This is a genomic window from Actinomyces stomatis (genome assembly GCF_031292835.1).
GTDB lineage: Bacteria > Actinomycetota > Actinomycetes > Actinomycetales > Actinomycetaceae > Actinomyces > Actinomyces stomatis.
On sequence record NZ_JASPEP010000002.1, the window covers coordinates 45,639 to 62,104 of the forward strand.

Annotated in this window: 19 protein-coding genes; 6 read left to right on the forward strand and 13 right to left on the reverse strand. The window is 67.7% G+C overall.

Annotated features, from left to right (window positions below; all coding sequences use genetic code 11):
* The first annotated feature begins 85 nt into the window (after positions 1-85).
* The gene (locus RIV12_RS01480; RefSeq protein ID WP_309321715.1) at positions 86-1,030 is read left to right on the forward strand and encodes an AraC family transcriptional regulator; all 945 of its coding nucleotides are present in this window, start codon (positions 86-88) and stop codon (positions 1,028-1,030) included.
* Between the two features lie 115 nt (positions 1,031-1,145).
* On the opposite strand, the gene RIV12_RS01485 is transcribed toward RIV12_RS01480, so the two are convergent.
* The 4 genes from RIV12_RS01485 to RIV12_RS01500 form a co-directional block, all read right to left on the reverse strand.
* Positions 1,146-2,015, reverse strand: a complete 870-nt coding sequence (locus RIV12_RS01485; RefSeq protein WP_309321717.1) for an EamA family transporter — start codon at positions 2,013-2,015, stop codon at positions 1,146-1,148.
* An 86-nt stretch (positions 2,016-2,101) separates the two neighbouring features.
* Positions 2,102-2,848, reverse strand: coding sequence for an ABC transporter permease (locus tag RIV12_RS01490; protein ID WP_309321719.1), 747 nt, complete (start codon positions 2,846-2,848; stop codon positions 2,102-2,104).
* Positions 2,848-3,681: an ABC transporter ATP-binding protein gene (locus tag RIV12_RS01495; RefSeq protein WP_309321720.1), complete on the reverse strand. Its 834-nt coding sequence runs from the start codon at positions 3,679-3,681 to the stop codon at positions 2,848-2,850. The genes RIV12_RS01490 and RIV12_RS01495 overlap by 1 nt, the downstream gene beginning before the upstream one ends.
* A gap of 54 nt (positions 3,682-3,735) precedes the next feature.
* Complete coding sequence (locus RIV12_RS01500) at positions 3,736-4,353, reverse strand: TetR/AcrR family transcriptional regulator (RefSeq protein ID WP_309321722.1); 618 nt, start codon at positions 4,351-4,353, stop codon at positions 3,736-3,738.
* 392 nt (positions 4,354-4,745) lie between these two features.
* On the opposite strand from RIV12_RS01500, the gene RIV12_RS01505 reads away from it, so the two are divergent.
* Positions 4,746-5,015 carry a ribbon-helix-helix protein, CopG family gene (locus RIV12_RS01505; protein WP_309321724.1) on the forward strand — a complete coding sequence of 90 codons (270 nt, stop codon included), beginning with the start codon at positions 4,746-4,748 and terminating at the stop codon, positions 5,013-5,015.
* Between the two features lie 90 nt (positions 5,016-5,105).
* Here the strand turns inward: RIV12_RS01505 and RIV12_RS01510 are convergent, their stop codons facing one another.
* Positions 5,106-5,918 (reverse strand): 16S rRNA (uracil(1498)-N(3))-methyltransferase, encoded by an 813-nt coding sequence (locus RIV12_RS01510; RefSeq protein WP_309321726.1) that lies wholly within the window; start codon positions 5,916-5,918, stop codon positions 5,106-5,108.
* A 60-nt stretch (positions 5,919-5,978) separates the two neighbouring features.
* Between RIV12_RS01510 and RIV12_RS01515 the strand changes: the two genes are divergently transcribed.
* Complete coding sequence (locus tag RIV12_RS01515; protein WP_309321728.1) at positions 5,979-6,797, forward strand: YggS family pyridoxal phosphate-dependent enzyme; 819 nt, start codon at positions 5,979-5,981, stop codon at positions 6,795-6,797.
* Between the two features lie 25 nt (positions 6,798-6,822).
* Here RIV12_RS01515 and dnaJ read toward each other — a convergent pair whose 3' ends face one another.
* Both dnaJ and hrcA read right to left on the reverse strand, forming a co-directional pair.
* Entirely contained in the window at positions 6,823-7,944 is a 1,122-nt protein-coding gene (gene dnaJ / locus RIV12_RS01520; RefSeq protein WP_075417199.1) for a molecular chaperone DnaJ, read from the reverse strand.
* Between the two features lie 93 nt (positions 7,945-8,037).
* A complete protein-coding gene (hrcA, locus tag RIV12_RS01525) occupies positions 8,038-9,123 on the reverse strand; it encodes a heat-inducible transcriptional repressor HrcA (protein ID WP_075417200.1) in 1,086 nt (361 codons plus the stop codon).
* Positions 9,124-9,303: 180 nt separating this feature from the next.
* Between hrcA and RIV12_RS01530 the strand changes: the two genes are divergently transcribed.
* A complete protein-coding gene (locus tag RIV12_RS01530; protein WP_428978901.1) occupies positions 9,304-10,371 on the forward strand; it encodes a DUF3097 domain-containing protein in 1,068 nt (355 codons plus the stop codon).
* A gap of 61 nt (positions 10,372-10,432) precedes the next feature.
* Here the strand turns inward: RIV12_RS01530 and RIV12_RS01535 are convergent, their stop codons facing one another.
* The 5 genes from RIV12_RS01535 to RIV12_RS01555 form a co-directional block, all read right to left on the reverse strand.
* Positions 10,433-11,047, reverse strand: coding sequence for a VOC family protein (locus RIV12_RS01535; RefSeq protein ID WP_309321732.1), 615 nt, complete (start codon positions 11,045-11,047; stop codon positions 10,433-10,435).
* A gap of 90 nt (positions 11,048-11,137) precedes the next feature.
* Positions 11,138-12,559, reverse strand: coding sequence for a sodium:proton antiporter (locus RIV12_RS01540; protein ID WP_309321734.1), 1,422 nt, complete (start codon positions 12,557-12,559; stop codon positions 11,138-11,140).
* A 135-nt stretch (positions 12,560-12,694) separates the two neighbouring features.
* A complete protein-coding gene (gene hemH / locus RIV12_RS01545) occupies positions 12,695-13,738 on the reverse strand; it encodes a ferrochelatase (protein WP_309321736.1) in 1,044 nt (347 codons plus the stop codon).
* 157 nt (positions 13,739-13,895) lie between these two features.
* Complete coding sequence (locus RIV12_RS01550; RefSeq protein WP_309321738.1) at positions 13,896-14,552, reverse strand: hypothetical protein; 657 nt, start codon at positions 14,550-14,552, stop codon at positions 13,896-13,898.
* A 350-nt stretch (positions 14,553-14,902) separates the two neighbouring features.
* On the reverse strand, positions 14,903-15,334 hold the full coding sequence (locus tag RIV12_RS01555) for a MarR family winged helix-turn-helix transcriptional regulator (RefSeq protein ID WP_309321739.1): 432 nt from the start codon (positions 15,332-15,334) through the stop codon (positions 14,903-14,905).
* 39 nt (positions 15,335-15,373) lie between these two features.
* Here RIV12_RS01555 and RIV12_RS01560 point away from each other — a divergent pair, with 39 nt between their 5' ends.
* Positions 15,374-15,745: a VOC family protein gene (locus RIV12_RS01560; protein ID WP_309321741.1), complete on the forward strand. Its 372-nt coding sequence runs from the start codon at positions 15,374-15,376 to the stop codon at positions 15,743-15,745.
* A gap of 103 nt (positions 15,746-15,848) precedes the next feature.
* On the forward strand, positions 15,849-16,262 hold the full coding sequence (locus RIV12_RS01565) for an EVE domain-containing protein (protein WP_309321743.1): 414 nt from the start codon (positions 15,849-15,851) through the stop codon (positions 16,260-16,262).
* Between the two features lie 49 nt (positions 16,263-16,311).
* On the opposite strand, the gene RIV12_RS01570 is transcribed toward RIV12_RS01565, so the two are convergent.
* On the reverse strand, positions 16,312-16,437 hold the full coding sequence (locus tag RIV12_RS01570; protein ID WP_309321744.1) for a hypothetical protein: 126 nt from the start codon (positions 16,435-16,437) through the stop codon (positions 16,312-16,314).
* Positions 16,438-16,466 lie beyond the last annotated feature (29 nt).

Here is a 16,466-nt window from a genome sequence, read left to right on the forward strand (position 1 = left end):
ACAGGAAACATCGTTCGGTATCGATACACAGCAAGGGCGCGATCGACCCACACCGCCTTGGAATCAACCACCTAGACTCAGAGGTATGGACCTGCTGGAGGACTTCCTGGCCCAGCCTCACGCTCGCGACGCATTCCTGCTGCGCGTGGTCATGGGGCGTCCTTGGTCGTTGTCGGTGGAGGACAAGGCACCGCTATCCATCATCCCCACACTGAGCGGCGGAGGATGGATCACTGCAAACGGATCACGCCCGCACCGATTCGAGGCCGGTGAAATCCTTGTGGTGCGCTCTCCTACCATCTACACACTGAGCTCCAGCCAGGAGCACGACGGTGGTACCAGGATTGGGGCCGGCCAGGTCTGCTCAGGCCCAGACGGCCGCGACCTGTCCGAAGAGCTGCGCACCGGGGTGCGCACCTGGGGCAATGATCCGCAGGGCGAGGATCAACTGCTGGTGGGCACCTACCGGCACCACTCCGAGCTGGGGCGACTGATGCTGCAGTCGCTGCCACCGTGGTTCCTGGTGAGCACCCCTGACCCGGAACTGGTGAGTCTGTTGAACCGCGAGACCGTCCATGACGGATTTGCACAGTCCAGTGTTCTGGACAGGCTCCTGGATGTCCTGTTGGTCACCACGCTGCGTGCCTGGATCAACACTGGGACACAGAACCATGTCAGTCTGCTCTCCGCCTCCCGGGACGACGTGGTGCGAAGGGTAACCGAGTCGGTACAGACGGCCCCCTCACGAGACTGGACGGTGGACTCACTCGCGACTCTAGCAGGTGTCTCCCGGGCTTCTCTCACGAGGCGGTTCAATGCCACGCTCGGCATCTCCCCCATGACCTATGTGACCCAGTGGAGGCTGGCAATGGCTGCCGATCTCCTGGACCGCAGCGATGCCACCTTGTCCGCCATTGCCCACCAGGTGGGGTATGCCAGTCCTTTCAGCTTCTCCTCCGCATTCAAGAGCCGCTACGGGCTCAGTCCCCGTGACTTCCGCGCCGAGGCTGCCACGTCACGCACCCACTAACCACTTCCCGCCGGCGTTCTGGAGCACGCGAAGGCTTACTCACGGGCTAGGGAGAATATGACCTGGGCAAACACGGACGATTGGCATGCTTGTGAATAGTCCTCCCGGCCGTCTCTCATGTCAGCATGGCAAGAGTCCCACCGACGAGCAGCGTCAGCCCGATGAGGTACCTCCTACCGATAGCCTCCCGCAGGACGAGGGCGGAGAACAGGACGGTGACGAGCACGCTCAGCTTGTCGATGGGGACGACCACGCTGGCGGGGCCGTCCTGGAGAGCCCGGTAGTAGCAGAGCCACGAGGCACAGGTTGCAGCACCGGAGGCCAGGACGAAGCCGAGCTCACCACGAGGCACGGCACGGACTTCTCTGAGCTTCCCGGTGACGGCGACCATCACCCAGGCCATCACCAGGACCACCCCGGTGCGGATCGCGGTACCGAGGTTGGACTCCACCCCCGTGATGCCTGCCTTACCGAGGATCGCGGTGAGCGCGGCGAAGAAGGCTGAACCGAGCGCATAGAGCAGCCAGCCCCCGCCGCCGCGCACAGCTCGAGGCAGGCAGCGCAGGTCATCGGCGTCGAGCATCAACAACGTCCCGGCTGCGATGAGCACAACCCCGAGCGCACCGAGGAGGCTCACCCTCTCCCCCAGGAAGATGAGGGCCAGCAGCACCGTGAGCACCGTGCTCAGCTTGTCGATCGGGACCACCTTGCTGACGCTGCCGAGTTGGAGCGCCTTGAAGTAGCACAGCCAGGAGGCGCCAGTCGCCAGCCCCGAGAGCACCAGCAGCCCGGTACTGCGGGTGTCAAGGTGGGCCAGCTCGGCCTGCGAGCCGACGATGAGCACCATGCCCCAGGCGCCCGCCAGAACCACGACAGTGCGCAGCGCCGTCGCCACGGTCGAGTCCGTGGTGCGGATTCCCTCCTTGGCCAGGACGGCGGTGATGCCGGCAAAAAGCGCTGAGCCGCAGGCGAAGACGATCCACATAAGGCAACCCTAACCCCACCTGCACGACCGCACGGCGGGCACGACAGCCCTCGCCCTCGCAACCGCCGTTGCAGGCTCCTTCCGGTTCAGCGGGTCTTGCGCGGCACGGTGGAGGCTGCCACCCCCAGGACCACCAGGCCGAAGCAGATCAGGTAGGCCAGGTATCGGAAGAAATCGTTGGAGGGTTCGCTGGCCGTCGTGAGCTCGGTGACGGCGTCGACCGCCCAGCTCATGGGCAGGGCGTCACCGACCACCTCCAGGGCGCGCGGCAGCTGGTCGCGGCTGACCAGGAGCCCGCACAGGAACAGCTGGGGTGCGATGACTACCGGCATGAATTGGACGGCCTGGAACTCGGTGCGAGCGAAGGCCGAGACCAGCAGCCCCAGGGACACCCCGACGAAGGCGTCGACCAGGGCGGTGAGCACCACCCACCCCCAGGCGGCGGAGATGTCCACGTCCAGGCCCCAGGCTGCCACGGCGCACAGGATGAGGGACTGGATGACGGCGGTCAGCGCGAAGGCGGTGGCGTAGCCGAACAGGAGGTCGGCCCGGTGGATCGGGGTGGTCCACAGCCGCTCCAGGGTGCCGCTCACGCGCTCGCGCAACATGGCGACGCTGGTGACCAGGAACATGACCGTCGTCGGCAGGATCGCCATCATGGAGACGGCGATGTGGTTGAACAGCAGATCCGCACCGGGATAGTCGCGGTAGACGAAGTACAGCAGGGTCAGCAGCGCGGCGGGCACGATCGCGATGAGGCCGACCGTGCGCCGGTCGGCCCGCAGCTGGGTGAGGATGCGGCGGGTGGTGGCCAGGTAGGTGCGCAGGTGCATCAGCGCTGTCCTCCTTTCTGCTCGGACTGCTTCTCGGAGTCGGCGATGACGGCCAGGAAGGCGGCGTCCACGGTGTCCGCCCCGGTGCTGGCCAGGAGATCCGTGGCCGTGGTGGTGGCCAGGATGCGTCCCTGGCGCATGAGGAGGACCTGGTCGCAGCGGAAGGCCTCGTCCATGACGTGACTGGAGACCAGGAGGGTGGCGCCACGCTCGGCCAGGGCGTGGAAGGTGGCCCACAGCTCCTCGCGGGTGACCGGGTCCAGGCCGACGGTGGGTTCGTCCATGACGAGCAGGTCGGGGTCGGCCACGAGCGCGCAGGCCAGGCTCACGCGCCCGGCCTCGCCGCCGGAGTAGGTGGACACGGGCCGGTCCGCCAGGGAGGTGAGCCCGACGACGTCGAGGACCTCGTCCAGGGCGCGGGCCCGACTGCCGGCCAGGGAGGCGAAGTAGCGCAGGTTCTGGCGGGCTGTCAGGTCGGTGTAGACGGCTTGGTCCTGGGTGACGTAGCCGACCCGGCCGCGCACGGCGGCGGCGCCGGGTGCGTGCCCGAGGACCTCGACCTGCCCGCGGTAGCGCTGGACGCCGACGACGGTGCGCATGAGGGTGGTCTTGCCGCAGCCCGAGGGGCCGAGCAGGCCGGTAATGGTGCCGGTCTCCAGGTTCAGGTCCAGGCCGTGGAGGATCTCCTTGCGCCCGCGGGTCACGCGCAGGTCCGTCGCGGTAACGGCCGGTGGTGCCGAGTCGGTGGCGGACGTGATGTCTCGACTGGAGTCGTGCGATCGGTTGCTGGCCCCCGACTCCCGGGGCGCGTCTCCTTCATCGCTTTTCATCATGTGATGAATATAGGTCGATGACAATCCCCTGTCCAGAGGTAGGGTCAGATGACGTTAGGCGGGATCGGCGAGGCCAGGCAGGTCGTCGAAGGCGTAGCGCTGGATGGTGGGGCCGACGAGCGCGGCGACTGCCTCGACGTCGAGGCCGGCGATGTGGTCCATGCGAGCGACCCAGCGGGCCAGGCCGAGTCCGATGATCTGGCTGGCAATGAGCTGGGCTCGCAGCTGGTGGCGGTCGGGGCAGAAGTGAGTGACGATTGGCGAGAGGATCCCGGTGGCGATGAAGTCGCGGAAAGGCTCGACGTCACTCCCCTGACCGAGCGCGGCATGGATGACCGCCGTGAAGCGGTCCGCACCCGCCTCGTCCCACAGGCTGATGACGGCACGCACGATCCCCTCCCCCAGCTGTTCGGGCTCGAGCTCGGTGATGGAGGCCGCCCGGTGCATGAGGTTGGCGTCGACCCCAGCGGTCGACTCTATGACGGCCTTGGCGAAGAGCGTGGCCCGGTCCGGAAAGTAGTGGTGGACCAGAGCTGGGTCGACGCCGGCGTCGCGCGCGATGCCGCGCAGGGAGGTCTGGTAGCCGTCGCGGGCGAAGGCGGTGCGAGCCACCGCCAGGATGGCCTCACGCGTGTCCGGGCTCCCCGCCGGCCGCCGCCCTCGCGGGCTCATCGCTCACTCATCTCGCTCATAGACAGAGCATGCCCGCGATCCACTCCGTTGGGAAGCGACTCCACGACACGACATGCTAGAATTTTGTTCAACAAAATGCATCGGCAGGAGGTTGTGCGGATGTTGGACAGGATCACCGTTCACCCTCGAATCACCCGCCGTCACCCTGACATACAGGCCGCAGATGTTGAGTCCGCCTGGCACAGCGCCATCGCAGTCCGCCGAAGAAACTATGACCCACCTGAGTACTACGCAGCAGCCGGAGCAGACTCTCATGGACGGCTGCTCGAGATGGTTGGAGTGGAACTCGACGATGGCAGCCTACTGATTTTTCACGCCATGAGACTCACCGACAAGATGGCTCAGGAACTACAGATCAGAAGGGAGAGCACATGAGCACCTATAAGACGAAGAGCGGAGCCACGCTCACTGACGATGAGATCGAGCGACTTGGCGAGGCAGCAGAACGAGGAGTGTATCCCGGCACTCCAGGAGAGTTCATTGTTTCTCCGGGAAGACCTCGACTCTCAGACGAGGATCTTGTCACCATCGCCTTCAAAGTGCCACGCTCGCATCGAGACGCACTGGACCGTAGGGCTGAGGCGCAGGGCGAAACTCGCAGTCAGTTCATGCGAGAAGCACTCGAAAGAGCACTAGCCTGAAGCAAGCGACATCCACGCTGATGCCATGTTCGTCAGCCAGCCCACTCAACTCCCCCGGTCTCCACAGGGATCGTCACCATCACCACGGTTTCACTCCCACAGGCCGCTGGCGTGGGCGAGGACGGCCAGGGCGACAGGACCGGCCGAGGCGGTGCGCATGACGTGGGGGCCCAGCCGCACCATCATCGCTCCGGCGGCCTCCAGGGCCGCCGTCTCCTCGGGGCCGATACCGCCCTCGGGCCCCACGACGACGGCCAGTGCTAGTGGCGTTTCTCCGGACGCGGGCAGGCGCACCGACTCCATCGCGGTGCTGATAGGGGTCCTGGCCTCCTCGTGCAGGACTAGCACCACTCCCCCGCCGCGAACTGTCTGCCCCACCCAGTCGACCAGCCTCCGGGTGTCCCGAACCTCATCGACCTCGGGCACGCGCGCCCGCCGGGCCTGCTTGGCGGCCTGGAGGGCGGTCGCCTGCCAGCGCTGGCGACCCTTGGCCTGCTTGGCCCCCTGCCACACGGACACGCAGCGCTCGGACTGCCAGGGCAGCACCAGCCCCACCCCGACCTCGGTGGCTGTCTCCACGGCCTGCTCATCGCGCCCGCCCTTGGCCAGGGCCTGAACGAGGGCCAGCCTCAGCGACGGCTCAGGCTCCTCAACGCGCTCAAGCACCCGCACGGCCAGGCAGTTCTTGGCGCCACCAACACCGGCCCCGGTCACCTCGCACAGCAGACGCAGGCCCGCGCCGTCAACGAGGTCCACACGTTCCTCGGCACGCAGGCGCTTGACGGTCACGGCATGGCGGGCCTCAGGACCGGTGAGCATGAGGACGGTTCCGGCCCCCGCCGATGCGACGGCGTCGGCGGGCTCAATGGTCTCGGACGTGAAGAGGAAGACGGGTGCGGTCACTCCCCCAGCCTACGGGCCGCATCAAACCGGTGTCCGCCGGCAGTGCTAGCGTCAGTGACCATGACCAAGCCTTCAGCCACCGCCCACTCCCCGCAGTCGTCACCGGCCCCCGCCTATGCCGCTGCCGTCACGGTGGAGGACTTCCGCCGCAACCTGGCCGCCATCCGCGCCCGGATCGATGCCGCCGCCAGGCGCTCCGGCCGCGACGCCGCCGAGATCCGTCTACTGCCGGTCTCCAAGACCGTCCCAGAGGAGCGCCTGCGCACCGCCTTCGCCGCAGGCATCACCCAGATGGGTGAGAACAAGGTCCAGGAGGCCCAGCGCAAGAGCGAGAACCTGGCTGACCTGGGCATCTCCTGGTCAGTCATCGGTCACCTGCAGACGAACAAGGCCAAGAACGTGGCCGCCTTCGCCGATGAGTTCCAGGCCCTGGACTCCCTGCGCCTGGCTGAGGCCCTCGACCGGCGCCTCCAGGCGGCCGGACGCGGCCTGGACGTCTACGTGCAGGTCAACTCCTCGGGTGAGCCCAGCAAGTTCGGGCTGGAACCGGACAATGTCGCCGACTTCCTCGCGGCGCTGCCGGCCTACTCCTCGCTGCGGGTGCGCGGGCTCATGACCCTGGCCGCCAACACCAGTGACGAGGCACGGGTGCGCGAGTGCTTCCGCATCATGCGTCGGCTGCGCGACGCCGCCCTCCAGGCGGGCACCGTCGGCGACGGGCTGCTGTCGATGGGGATGAGCGGGGACTTCGAGGCCGCCATCGAGGGCGGCTCCACCTGCGTGCGGGTGGGCCAGGCGATCTTCGGGGCCCGGGCCACCCCCGATTCCTACTACTGGCCCGAGTCGTCTCAGGCCGACCAGCCGTCGGCCAGCAGCTGAACGGCGGACCGCGCCCCGGTAGCGCTCAGCGTCCGGAGAAGCGCTCCTTGAGCTTGCCCATGACGCTGGAGTCGCGCACGGGCTCGACGTCGTCCTCCCCACGCAGGCGGGCCAGCTCGACCAGCAGCTCGCGCTGGCGGTCGTCCAGGCGCGTGGGGGTCTCCACGATGATGGACACGTGCAGGTCCCCGCGGCCCTTGCGGCGCAGGCGCCCCACGCCCAGGCCGTCCAGGACGACCTCGTCGCCGGGCTGGCTGCCGGCCTTGACAGTGACGTTCTGCTCGCCGTCGAGTGTCTGCAGCGGGAAGACCGCGCCCAGAGCGGCCGCGGTCATGGGCACGCGCAGCTCGGTGTAGAGGTCGTCGCCGTCACGCTCGAGGAACTCGTGCGGCTTCTCGTGGATCTCCAGGTAGAGATCGCCGTTGGGGCCGCCGGCCGGGCCGGCCTCGCCGCGCCCCGACATGCGGATACGGGTCCCGGTGGACACCCCGGCGGGGATGGAGACCTCCAGGTCCTGGCGCACGCGGGTGCGCCCCTCGCCCGAGCAGTCCTTGCAGGGGGTGACGATGACGGTGCCGTAGCCCTGGCAGCCAGGGCAGGGTGAGGAGGTCATCACCTGTCCCAGCAGGGTGCGGGTCATGCGCTGGACGTTGCCGACCCCGTTGCACTGGGAGCAGGTGACCGGCTCGGTGCCCGGGGCGCAGCACGATCCGTCACAGGCGGTGCAGGTGACGTAGGTGTCGATGGGGACCGACCGGGTCGCCCCGAAGGCGACGTCGGAGAGCTCCACGTCCACGGCCACGAGGGCGTCCTGACCGCGTCGGGCCCGGGAGGCCGGCCCGCGGCTGGCCGCTCCCCCACCGAAGAAGGACTGGAAGATGCCGCCCAGGTCACCGAAGTCGGCGCCGGCGAACCCGCCGCCGAATCCGCCGCCTCGCACGGCGTCCTCGCCACCCAGGTCGTACATCTGGCGCTTGTCGGCGTCGGAGAGGACCTCGTAGGCGGAGGAGACCTCCTTGAACTCGTCCTCATGGCCGGGGCCGGCGACGTCAGGGTGCAGCTGGCGGGCCTTCTTTCGGTAGGCCCTCTTGATCTCCTCGGGGCTGGCGTCGCGGCTGACGCCGAGGACCTCGTAGTAGTTGCTCACTGCGTTCTTCCTTTACGGCTACAACTTCTGCGGTGGATGTCTGGGTGGCGTGCTCGACCGGGCCGCTGTGGGGTGGGTCGGGCAGGCCGGTTCTCACGTCTCCGGTGGGGACAGGAACCGGGACAGGTAGCGGGCCACGGCCCGTACGGCGGTCATGGTGGCCGGGTAGTCCATCCGGGTGGGGCCGATGACCCCGAGGTGGGCGACGGCTTCACCGGTGCCCGGCCCGTAGGTGGTGGTGACGACGGAGGCCTCGGCCAGGGCATCGTCGTTGTTCTCCGAGCCGATGCTCACGCGCATCCGGTTCTCGCCGGCCTGGGCGTCGTCTGCGGCGGTGAACAGGCGCAGCAGCACCACCTGCTCCTCGACGGCGTCCAGGAGAGGCCCCAGGGAGGAGAAGTCGGGGGTGGAGCGGGCCAGGTTCGCGGTCCCGGCGACGACGAGCCGCTCCTCCGCGTCGGGGCGCAGTGCGGCGACGAGCTCGTCGGAGACGGCATCGAGCAGGAACCGCTCGTCGGCGGGCGCCTGCTCGGCCAGGGCGGCCAGGATCGGGACGACGTCGGCGGCGCGGCGGCCCGTGAGAGCACCGTTGAGCCGGGTGCGCAGGCGCTCCAGGACGAGGGGATCGACGACGTCGGCGATGTCGAAGCCCCCGTCATGGTGGGAGTTCACGGCGCCCCTGGACCTAAGGGTCACAGTGCGCTGGTCGACACGTCCGGTGTCGGTGATGATGACCAGCAGGACGCGCTCCGGCCCCAGGGCCACGAGCTCGAGGTGCTGGAGGGCCGCGTACCGCAGGCTCGGGTACTCAACGACTGCGAGCTGGCCGGTCAGCTGGGCCAGCGCCCTCACGGTGCGGGCCACGACCTGCTCCAGGTCGACCGCTCCGGATAGGAGCGCGGTGATGGCGGCCCGCTCAGGCGCCGAGAGGGGCTTGATGCGGGCGACCTCGTCGACGAAGAGGCGGTACCCCTTCTGGGTGGGCACGCGCCCGGCCGAGGTGTGCGGCTGGTGGATGTAGCCCTCGTCCTCCAGGGCCGCCATGTCGTTGCGGATGGTGGCCGGGGACACGCCCAGCCGGTAGCGCTCCACGAGGGCCTTGGACCCCACGGGCTCGCGCGTACGCACGTAGTCGGTGACGATGGCGGACAGGACTTTGAGACGTCGGTCGTTGGCCACGGGTCCTCCTCCCCTCGTCAGTGCCGAGACGCGATCAGTGCCGGCGTCAGGCGGCAGGCCGCCCGTACACCTGTGGGGTGCGGCAAGCGATTAGCACTCACCCCACGTGAGTGCCATCCTACGCCGTGGTCCGGCGGGTCCACCGCTGGCGGACCGTGAGTTTCCCCTACCGTGCCGAGGGTGAACACGCCTGCCCCGTACCGCTCCCCCGTTCCCGGATCGACCGCCGCCCGCCGAGCCGCTCTGAGGGCTCGCGCCGAGGCGGAGCAGAAGCAGCAGGCGCAGGGCGCCTCGGCCGGTTCGCGCTCGCGCGGCGGGGCGGCTGCGAAGCAATCCGCCGCCCGCAGGCCGTCGTCGAGCGACCGCTACGGCGGGGACGTCCTGTCGGTGAATCCGCACCGCACGGGGCCCGGCGCCGTGCGCCCGGAGTCGGTGCACGTGCCGGTGAAGCCTGGACTGGTGGTTGAGGACCGGCAGACCGGGTTCGTCGGCGCCGCGGTGGCGGTGGAGAAGTCGGGCGGTCAGCACGTCGTGGTCCTGGAGGACCGTCACGGTGTGCGCCGCGGCTTCGCCCTGGGGCCCGGGTTCTGGATCGAGGGCCGCCCGGTGATCCTGGATCCGCCTGTGGCGCGCAGGCGCACCCCCACCGGCCCGGTGAGCGCCGCCGGGAGACGGCTGACGGCCTCGGGCTCCTACGCGGTTGAGGGCGAACGGGCCAAGGTGGCACGTGCCTCCCGCATCTGGGTGGAGGGAAAGCACGACGCCGAGCTGGTGGAGAAGGTCTGGGGTGACGACCTGCGCCACGAGGGCGTCGTCGTCCTCATGCTCGACGGCGTCGACAACCTCGAGGAGATCATGGCCGACTTCGGCCCCGGACCTGAGCGGAGGGCCGGCGTCCTCGTGGACCACCTGGTGACCGGTTCCAAGGAGTCGAGGATCGCCCAGCGGGTGACCGAGATGCCCGGCGGGGAGAACGTGCTGGTCCTGGGGCACCCGTACGTGGACGTGTGGCAGGCGGTCAAACCGGCCCGGGTGGGTCTGGAGCGATGGCCGGACATCCCGCGGGGCACCGACATCAAGCACGGCACTCTGGAGGCCCTGGGCTGGCCGCATGACACCCAGGCCGACGTCGCCCGGGGCTGGCAGCGCATCCTGGCGACGGTGCGTTCCTACAAGGACCTCGAGCCGAGCCTGCTGGGTCGCATGGAGGAGCTCATCGACTTCGTCACCGCCCCGGGCACGCGCTGAGGAGTCACCGAAGAGTCACTAAGGAGCCACGGTCCTCAACGCAGTGCCCTCACGGGGAGTCTCACAGGACACCGCCGTCGTCGAAGGTCACCGTCATGGACTGCCCGGGTTCCACGAGCTCGAGCCGATCGTCATCGCTCAGCCTGAGGGCAGTACCCCGCTTGCGCTCGGGCATCGGGTAGGTGACGTGGGCGATGGAGCCGATCCCGTTGGGGTGGGTGAAGTCCTGGGGTCTGGGTTCAATGCTGAAGTGGCTCATGAGGAACGGCAGGTCGACGTCGTCGGGGAAGAAGACCTCGTAGCGCAGCTCCCGCCCGTGGGGGTCCACGCGCTTGGGCTTGAGGCGCAGGCCCTTGCCGCTCAGCAGGGTTGCCCCCTCCTCCAGCTCGGAGGCATCGCCCTCGAGGCACAGGCCGCACAGCCCCTCGGGGCCTCGATCCCAGGACAGGAAGCGGCGAGCCGCGCCTCCGTGCGGGCCGAGCGCGAGCAGGCGCCCCAGGAGCGGCGGCATGCCTGTGCGGGCCAGGAGCTCCAGGTAGGGGCCGGAAGAGAAGTAGATGAGCGCGTTGTAGGGACGCTTCACTGTGCCGTACTCGACGGCGAAGCCCCTGGCCTCGAAGTCGGCCACTGCCCGAGGGAGGTCCTTGACCTTGTAGATGACGTGTCCCAGCTGCACGCGCTCAGGCTACGCATACGCATTCCGGGAGGGAACCCGCCCTTGCGAGGGCGGATGCGGCTTGTGGACCGGCAGAGTCCGACAGCCGGCTCAGTTGTCCGCCCCCTCGGCCTGGTGGGCCAGGGCCAGGCGACGGGACTGGGACACTAGGAGGGCGTCGCGTCCCAGGAGCCCCACGGTGAGTACAGCGCCCAGGACCTTCCACAGGACACCCGGGGCGATGAACAGCAGGACCATGGCGGCGATGACCGGCACCAGATGCTTCATGGCCCGCCCCACGTAACCGCCGAAGCTGGGCATCTCGACGCCGTCGGACTCGGCGACGGACTTGACCATGAAGTTCGGGCCGTTGCCGATGTAGGTGATGGCACCGCACAGGACGGCCCCCAGCGAGATGGACACGAGGTAGAGCTCGGGGACCCCGGCCACGTCGGCGCCACCGGGGTGAGCAACCTTGCCGGCCATCTCGAAGAAGGTGGCGTAGGTGGGGGCGTTGTCCAGGACGGAGGACAGCCCGCCGGTGAAGATGAAGAAGGTGACCTCGTTGAGCGGCAGTGAGCCGGCGACCTCGTCGAGGTAGTGCAGGGCCGGGATCATGGTCAGGAAGATGCCGATGAACAGGATGGCCACCTCGGCGATGGGTCCCCAGGTGAACTGGTTGTCCTTGAAGCGGACCTCTCGGCTTCCCAGGAAGTAGGACCCGGCCGCGGAGGCGAGCATGATGAACTCACGCACGGGGATCCAGTCGCCCAGGGCGGCGTGGCCCTCCTCGATGGCGTGGACGTCAACGGAGGGGGCGAAGGCGACAGCGGCGATGATGACGGCGAAGAAGACGAAGTTGAGCGAGCCCTTCAGGCCGAGGGGCTCGATCTCGGTGTCGTCGTCGTGCACGGCCTTGGCAGGCTCCTGGGAGTAGTAGTAGGAGTCCAGGGCGTAGTAGCTCACCAGCAGCATGACGTTGACGAAGAGGTACTCGCGCAGGAGGTTGAAGGTCCAGGTGAAGGGCACCCCGCGCAGGAAGCCCAGGAACAGGGGCGGGTCGCCCAGGGGCGTGAGGAGCCCGCCGCAGTTGGCCACGATGAAGATCGTGTACAGCACCGTGTGCACCCGGTAGCGGCGCTCCTTGTTGGTGGCCAGCAGGGGCCGGATGAGGAGCATGGCGGCGCCGGTGGTGCCCACGAAGGAGGCCATGGTTCCGCCGACGGCCAGGAAGATCGTGTTGTTGCGAGGCGTGGCGCGGATGTCACCCTTGAGGAAGATGCCTCCGGAGACGACGAACAGGGCCAGTAGCAGACAGATGAACTGGAAGTACTCCACCACGGCGGCGAAGACGGACGTCCACCCGAGGGCGGCCCACATCCAGATGGCCACCGGCACGCCCAGGCCCACGGCGACGATCAGCTGGCTGGAGTGCTTCTCCCACCAGTGGGCCGTGGCCGGGATCAGGGGCAGGACGGCGATGCAGGCGAGCATGCCCGCAAAGGGCAGGACGGACCACCATTCAAGATGCACGGCAACTTCCTCACAGGATCGGGACTGTTCGCGTCACCTTACCTTCCCGGGCATCAGTTTCCCCGGTGAGGGCCTGTGGTCTCTCGTGCTGAGACCGACTTTCCGCTCTGATGCCGCAGCTGGACCGCGCTGGGCTCAGATCCAGCCGGCCAGCACCTTTCTGGCCTGCTGAGCCAGGGTGGCGATGGCACCGTCGGAGTCGTTTCCCCAGGGGACGTAGTGGAAGCTGCCGCCCCCGGCAGTGGTGAAGGTCTCGCGGTTGAGCTGGTTGATCTCCTCGAGAGTCTCCAGGCAGTCGGAGACGAAGCCGGGGCAGATGACGTCGAGGCGGGGGCAGCCGGCACGGCCGAGCTCGCCGACCGTGTCAATGGTGGCCGGCCCGATCCAGGCGGCGGGCCCGAAGACGGACTGGAAGGTGAGCTGGGCGAGCCCGTCGGGCAGGTCGAGCCGCCGGGAGAGGAGCTGGGCGGTGCGCTCGCACTCGGCGTGGTAAGGGTCTCCGGCGTCGTGCATGGCCCGGGGGATGGAGTGGAAGGACAGTAGGAGGCGCTCACCGGCTGCCGGGTCGGGGCGGCCGTGGACCTGCCAGTGCTGCTCCAGGGCGGTGGCGAGGGCTTCGATGTAGGCAGGGGCGGTCTCGAAGGAGCGGACGGTGCGCAGCTCGGGCTGGTTGCGGGAGGCCAGGATGAAGCGGGCGGCCTCATCGACGACGGTGCCGGCCGAGGAGGCTGCGTACTGCGGGTAGAGCGGGATGAGGGCGATCCGGCGGCAGCCGGCCTTCATGAGCTCACCCATGACATGCCGCAGAGCCGGCTGCCCGTAGCGCATGGCGATACGAACCTGGACCGATTCGCCGAGCTCCTGCTGGAGCAGCTCGCCCTGTCGCTCGCTGTAGTGCATGAGCGGGGAGCCGGAGCGGCTGGTCTCCTCGCCGGGGCGCCAGATGGTGGCGTACTTCGCCGCCGATGCGCGAGGGCGTACCCGCAGGATGATGCCTTCCAGGACGGGTCGCCACAGGAGAGGGTGCGTCTCGACGATCCGGCGGTCGGAGAGGAACTCCCGCAGGAAGGACCGAACGGCTCTGGGCGTGGGGGCCGACGGCGTGCCGAGGTTGGCCAGGATGAGGGCGGGGCGCTCTTCCGCGTCATGCGGGTCGGGAGCGGTGGGGCTCAGAGGCACGGAAGTCCTTGGGATGGGCAGGATCGTTCTCGACGACGACGGCGTTGATCGACGTCGGCCTCACTTTAGCCGAGCGGATGCGCCCTCCGGCTCGCAACGAGTCCGCGCCCCGCCGTCTGAGACGAGCGGGGCGCGGAGGAGACCTCGGGAGACGATGTCAGCGGACGACGTCGTAGCCCTGGATGCGCACGTAGGAGTAGGCGGAGAGCAGCGCCACCAGCGGGACCGTCACAAGCCAGCCGATCAGTGTGATCGCACCGATGAAGTAGAGGCCGACACCGGTCAGAGCGAAGGGGAAGAGCTCTCCGACGTGACTGGACAAGGTTGCCCACGACGCCTTCATTCCCGCAATGCCGTCCACGCCCTTATCCACGGTGAAGTAGACGGAATAGTAGAGGAGGAAAGCCATGATGATTCCCGGAATGAAGCACAGGATCAGGCCCACTCCCGTGGCAACCGCAGTGAGGAAGCTGGCCAGAAGGCTGGCCCCGAAGTTCGGGAAGGAGAAGATGTCGTTCCACTCCAGCTGCCGCCCAGAAGCCACCTTGAGGGACATGTTGGCGGCCACGATGGCCGAGAACAGGCGGACAACGGGAGCGACATACCCCCAGAAGGGGATTCCGTAGCTGAATCCGTACTCTTCTCCGTTGAGCTCGACACGCGAGTCAAATCCAAGATTTGAAAGAATGGCCCACACACCGAAGCCGACAACGAGAATAAGCGCGTTGTCCTTGAACTTGGACCACGCCCAGGACAGGCCGTCGCCGACGCTCATCGGCGCACCGCCCATCGCACCTGCAGGGTAGTACGGCATACCGGCTCCGCCGCCCATGGTGGACTGGGGGCCGTAGCCCTGTGCCGCCCCAGCCTGAGGCCCGTAGTTTGGAACGGCACCGGCTTGAGGTCCGTAGCCGGGTTGCTGATGAGCGTCAGGGCCGGCCCCATAGCCGGGCTGTGCTCCGTAGCCCGGGACGCCACCGGGTTGAGATCCGTCGTCTGGGTAACCTGGATACTGTGGAGTAGTCATTCAACCAGGATTTCATTAACCCCTGAAACTCTCCTGGAGGCGCTCCGAGGGAGGTCGGTCTTGACCGACTCGTCCCAACGCGATGGCCTCATTCACCCAGTACCCCGGCCCTTGGTCCCATCCTTTCGACGCTGGCATCACTTCTCAAGCGCGGCGATGCAGGCTGAGAACGCCTCCCGCACCGTACGCAGCTGAGACTCACTGAGAGGCGCGATCATGACCCGCTCGACCTCCACCGTCACCCTCGACGCCTCCTTGAGCAGGCTCCGCCCCTTGGGGGTGAGCTGCAGAGGCAGCGCACGACCGGAAGGCGCCTGGGCTGCACGCTGAGCCAGACCTCGATCCACCAGGGCGCGCAGAAGCGTGCTCATGGTCTGGCGGGTCACGAAGGCCTCTCTGGCGAGGTCGGAGGTCGAGGCTCCCGGGGCACGACCGAGCAGCTCGAGACAGAGGTACTGGGGAGCACTCAGCCCCAGGGGGCGGAGTGCCTCATCCATGCGAGTTCGAAGCGCGGCCTGGACATGCTTGAGCTGGTAGCCGAGGAGCTCCCTGGGGTCGTCTTGACTCATAGCAGTATTCTGACATACATCGTCTGAGAGGAGATCTCCATGACTGTCACCGACCCCGACTTCATCGCCCTGCAGGTGAGCGACCTCGAGCGTTCCGCGGAGTTCTACGAGAACGCCCTGGGACTGCGCCGCGCCCCAGCCTCACCTCCTGGCGCCGTCCTCTTCGCCACAACGCCGATCCCCTTCGCGGTTCGCGAGCCCCTGCCCGGAGTTGATCTCTCTGAGGCTCCCCGTCCCGGTCTCGGGGTGGCACTCTGGCTGCACTGCGACGCGGTTCAGGAGCTGCACAATTCGCTCAAGGCATCAGGAACCATCATCCTGACCGATCCCAGCCCTAGCCCCTTCGGCCTGACGTTCACCTTCGCCGATCCGGATGGCTATGCCGTCACCGTTCACGAGAAGGCGTCGTGACCTGAACCGATCACGCCGATGAGTGGCCGGTTGAGCCCCGGCAGCCGAGCCGGCTCCTCACCGGCGTACAGGCCGAACCCGACACGACAGAAAGGACAGCACATTGAGATACTGGCTTGGCGTTGCTTCCAAGGATCATGTGGCTCTGGGCGTGGCTGACGGGTTCTGTCAGCTGTGCCATGGCAAGAAGGCGCCGCTTCAACGTATGCGGCGAGGCGATTACATCCTCTACTACTCACCGAAGCAGGAGTTCAGGTCACGCCGGCCCTATCAGGCGATCACTGCCTGCGGAGTGGTCACTGGGGACGTGGTCTACCAGTACGAGATGTTTCCCGGTTTTGTTCCGTACCGACGTGAAATTGAGTGGCAGGAGCCGATACGAGAGGTGCCGCTCGATGTCCTGCGCACCTTACCGGGCTGGAGCGAAGTAGCTCCAAAGCTGCGCTTCGGCCACGTGGAGCTGCCATCTGAGCTGTTCCAGGCAATTCAGGAGTACATGCTGTCGGACGGCGAGTAGCACGGGATGGCGTCAACGACTTGCGGGTAGACGTCGACGCTCTACAGGCTCACTGGGTGAGGGCGCGGGTGACGGTGTCGGCCATGAGGCGGCCTCGTAGAGTGAGGACTGCCCGGCCTCTCAGGGCCGCACCGGCGTCAAGCAGTCCATCGGCGACGAGCCCCACCAACGACAAGCTCGCCACCTTGATCGCACAGCAGCGAC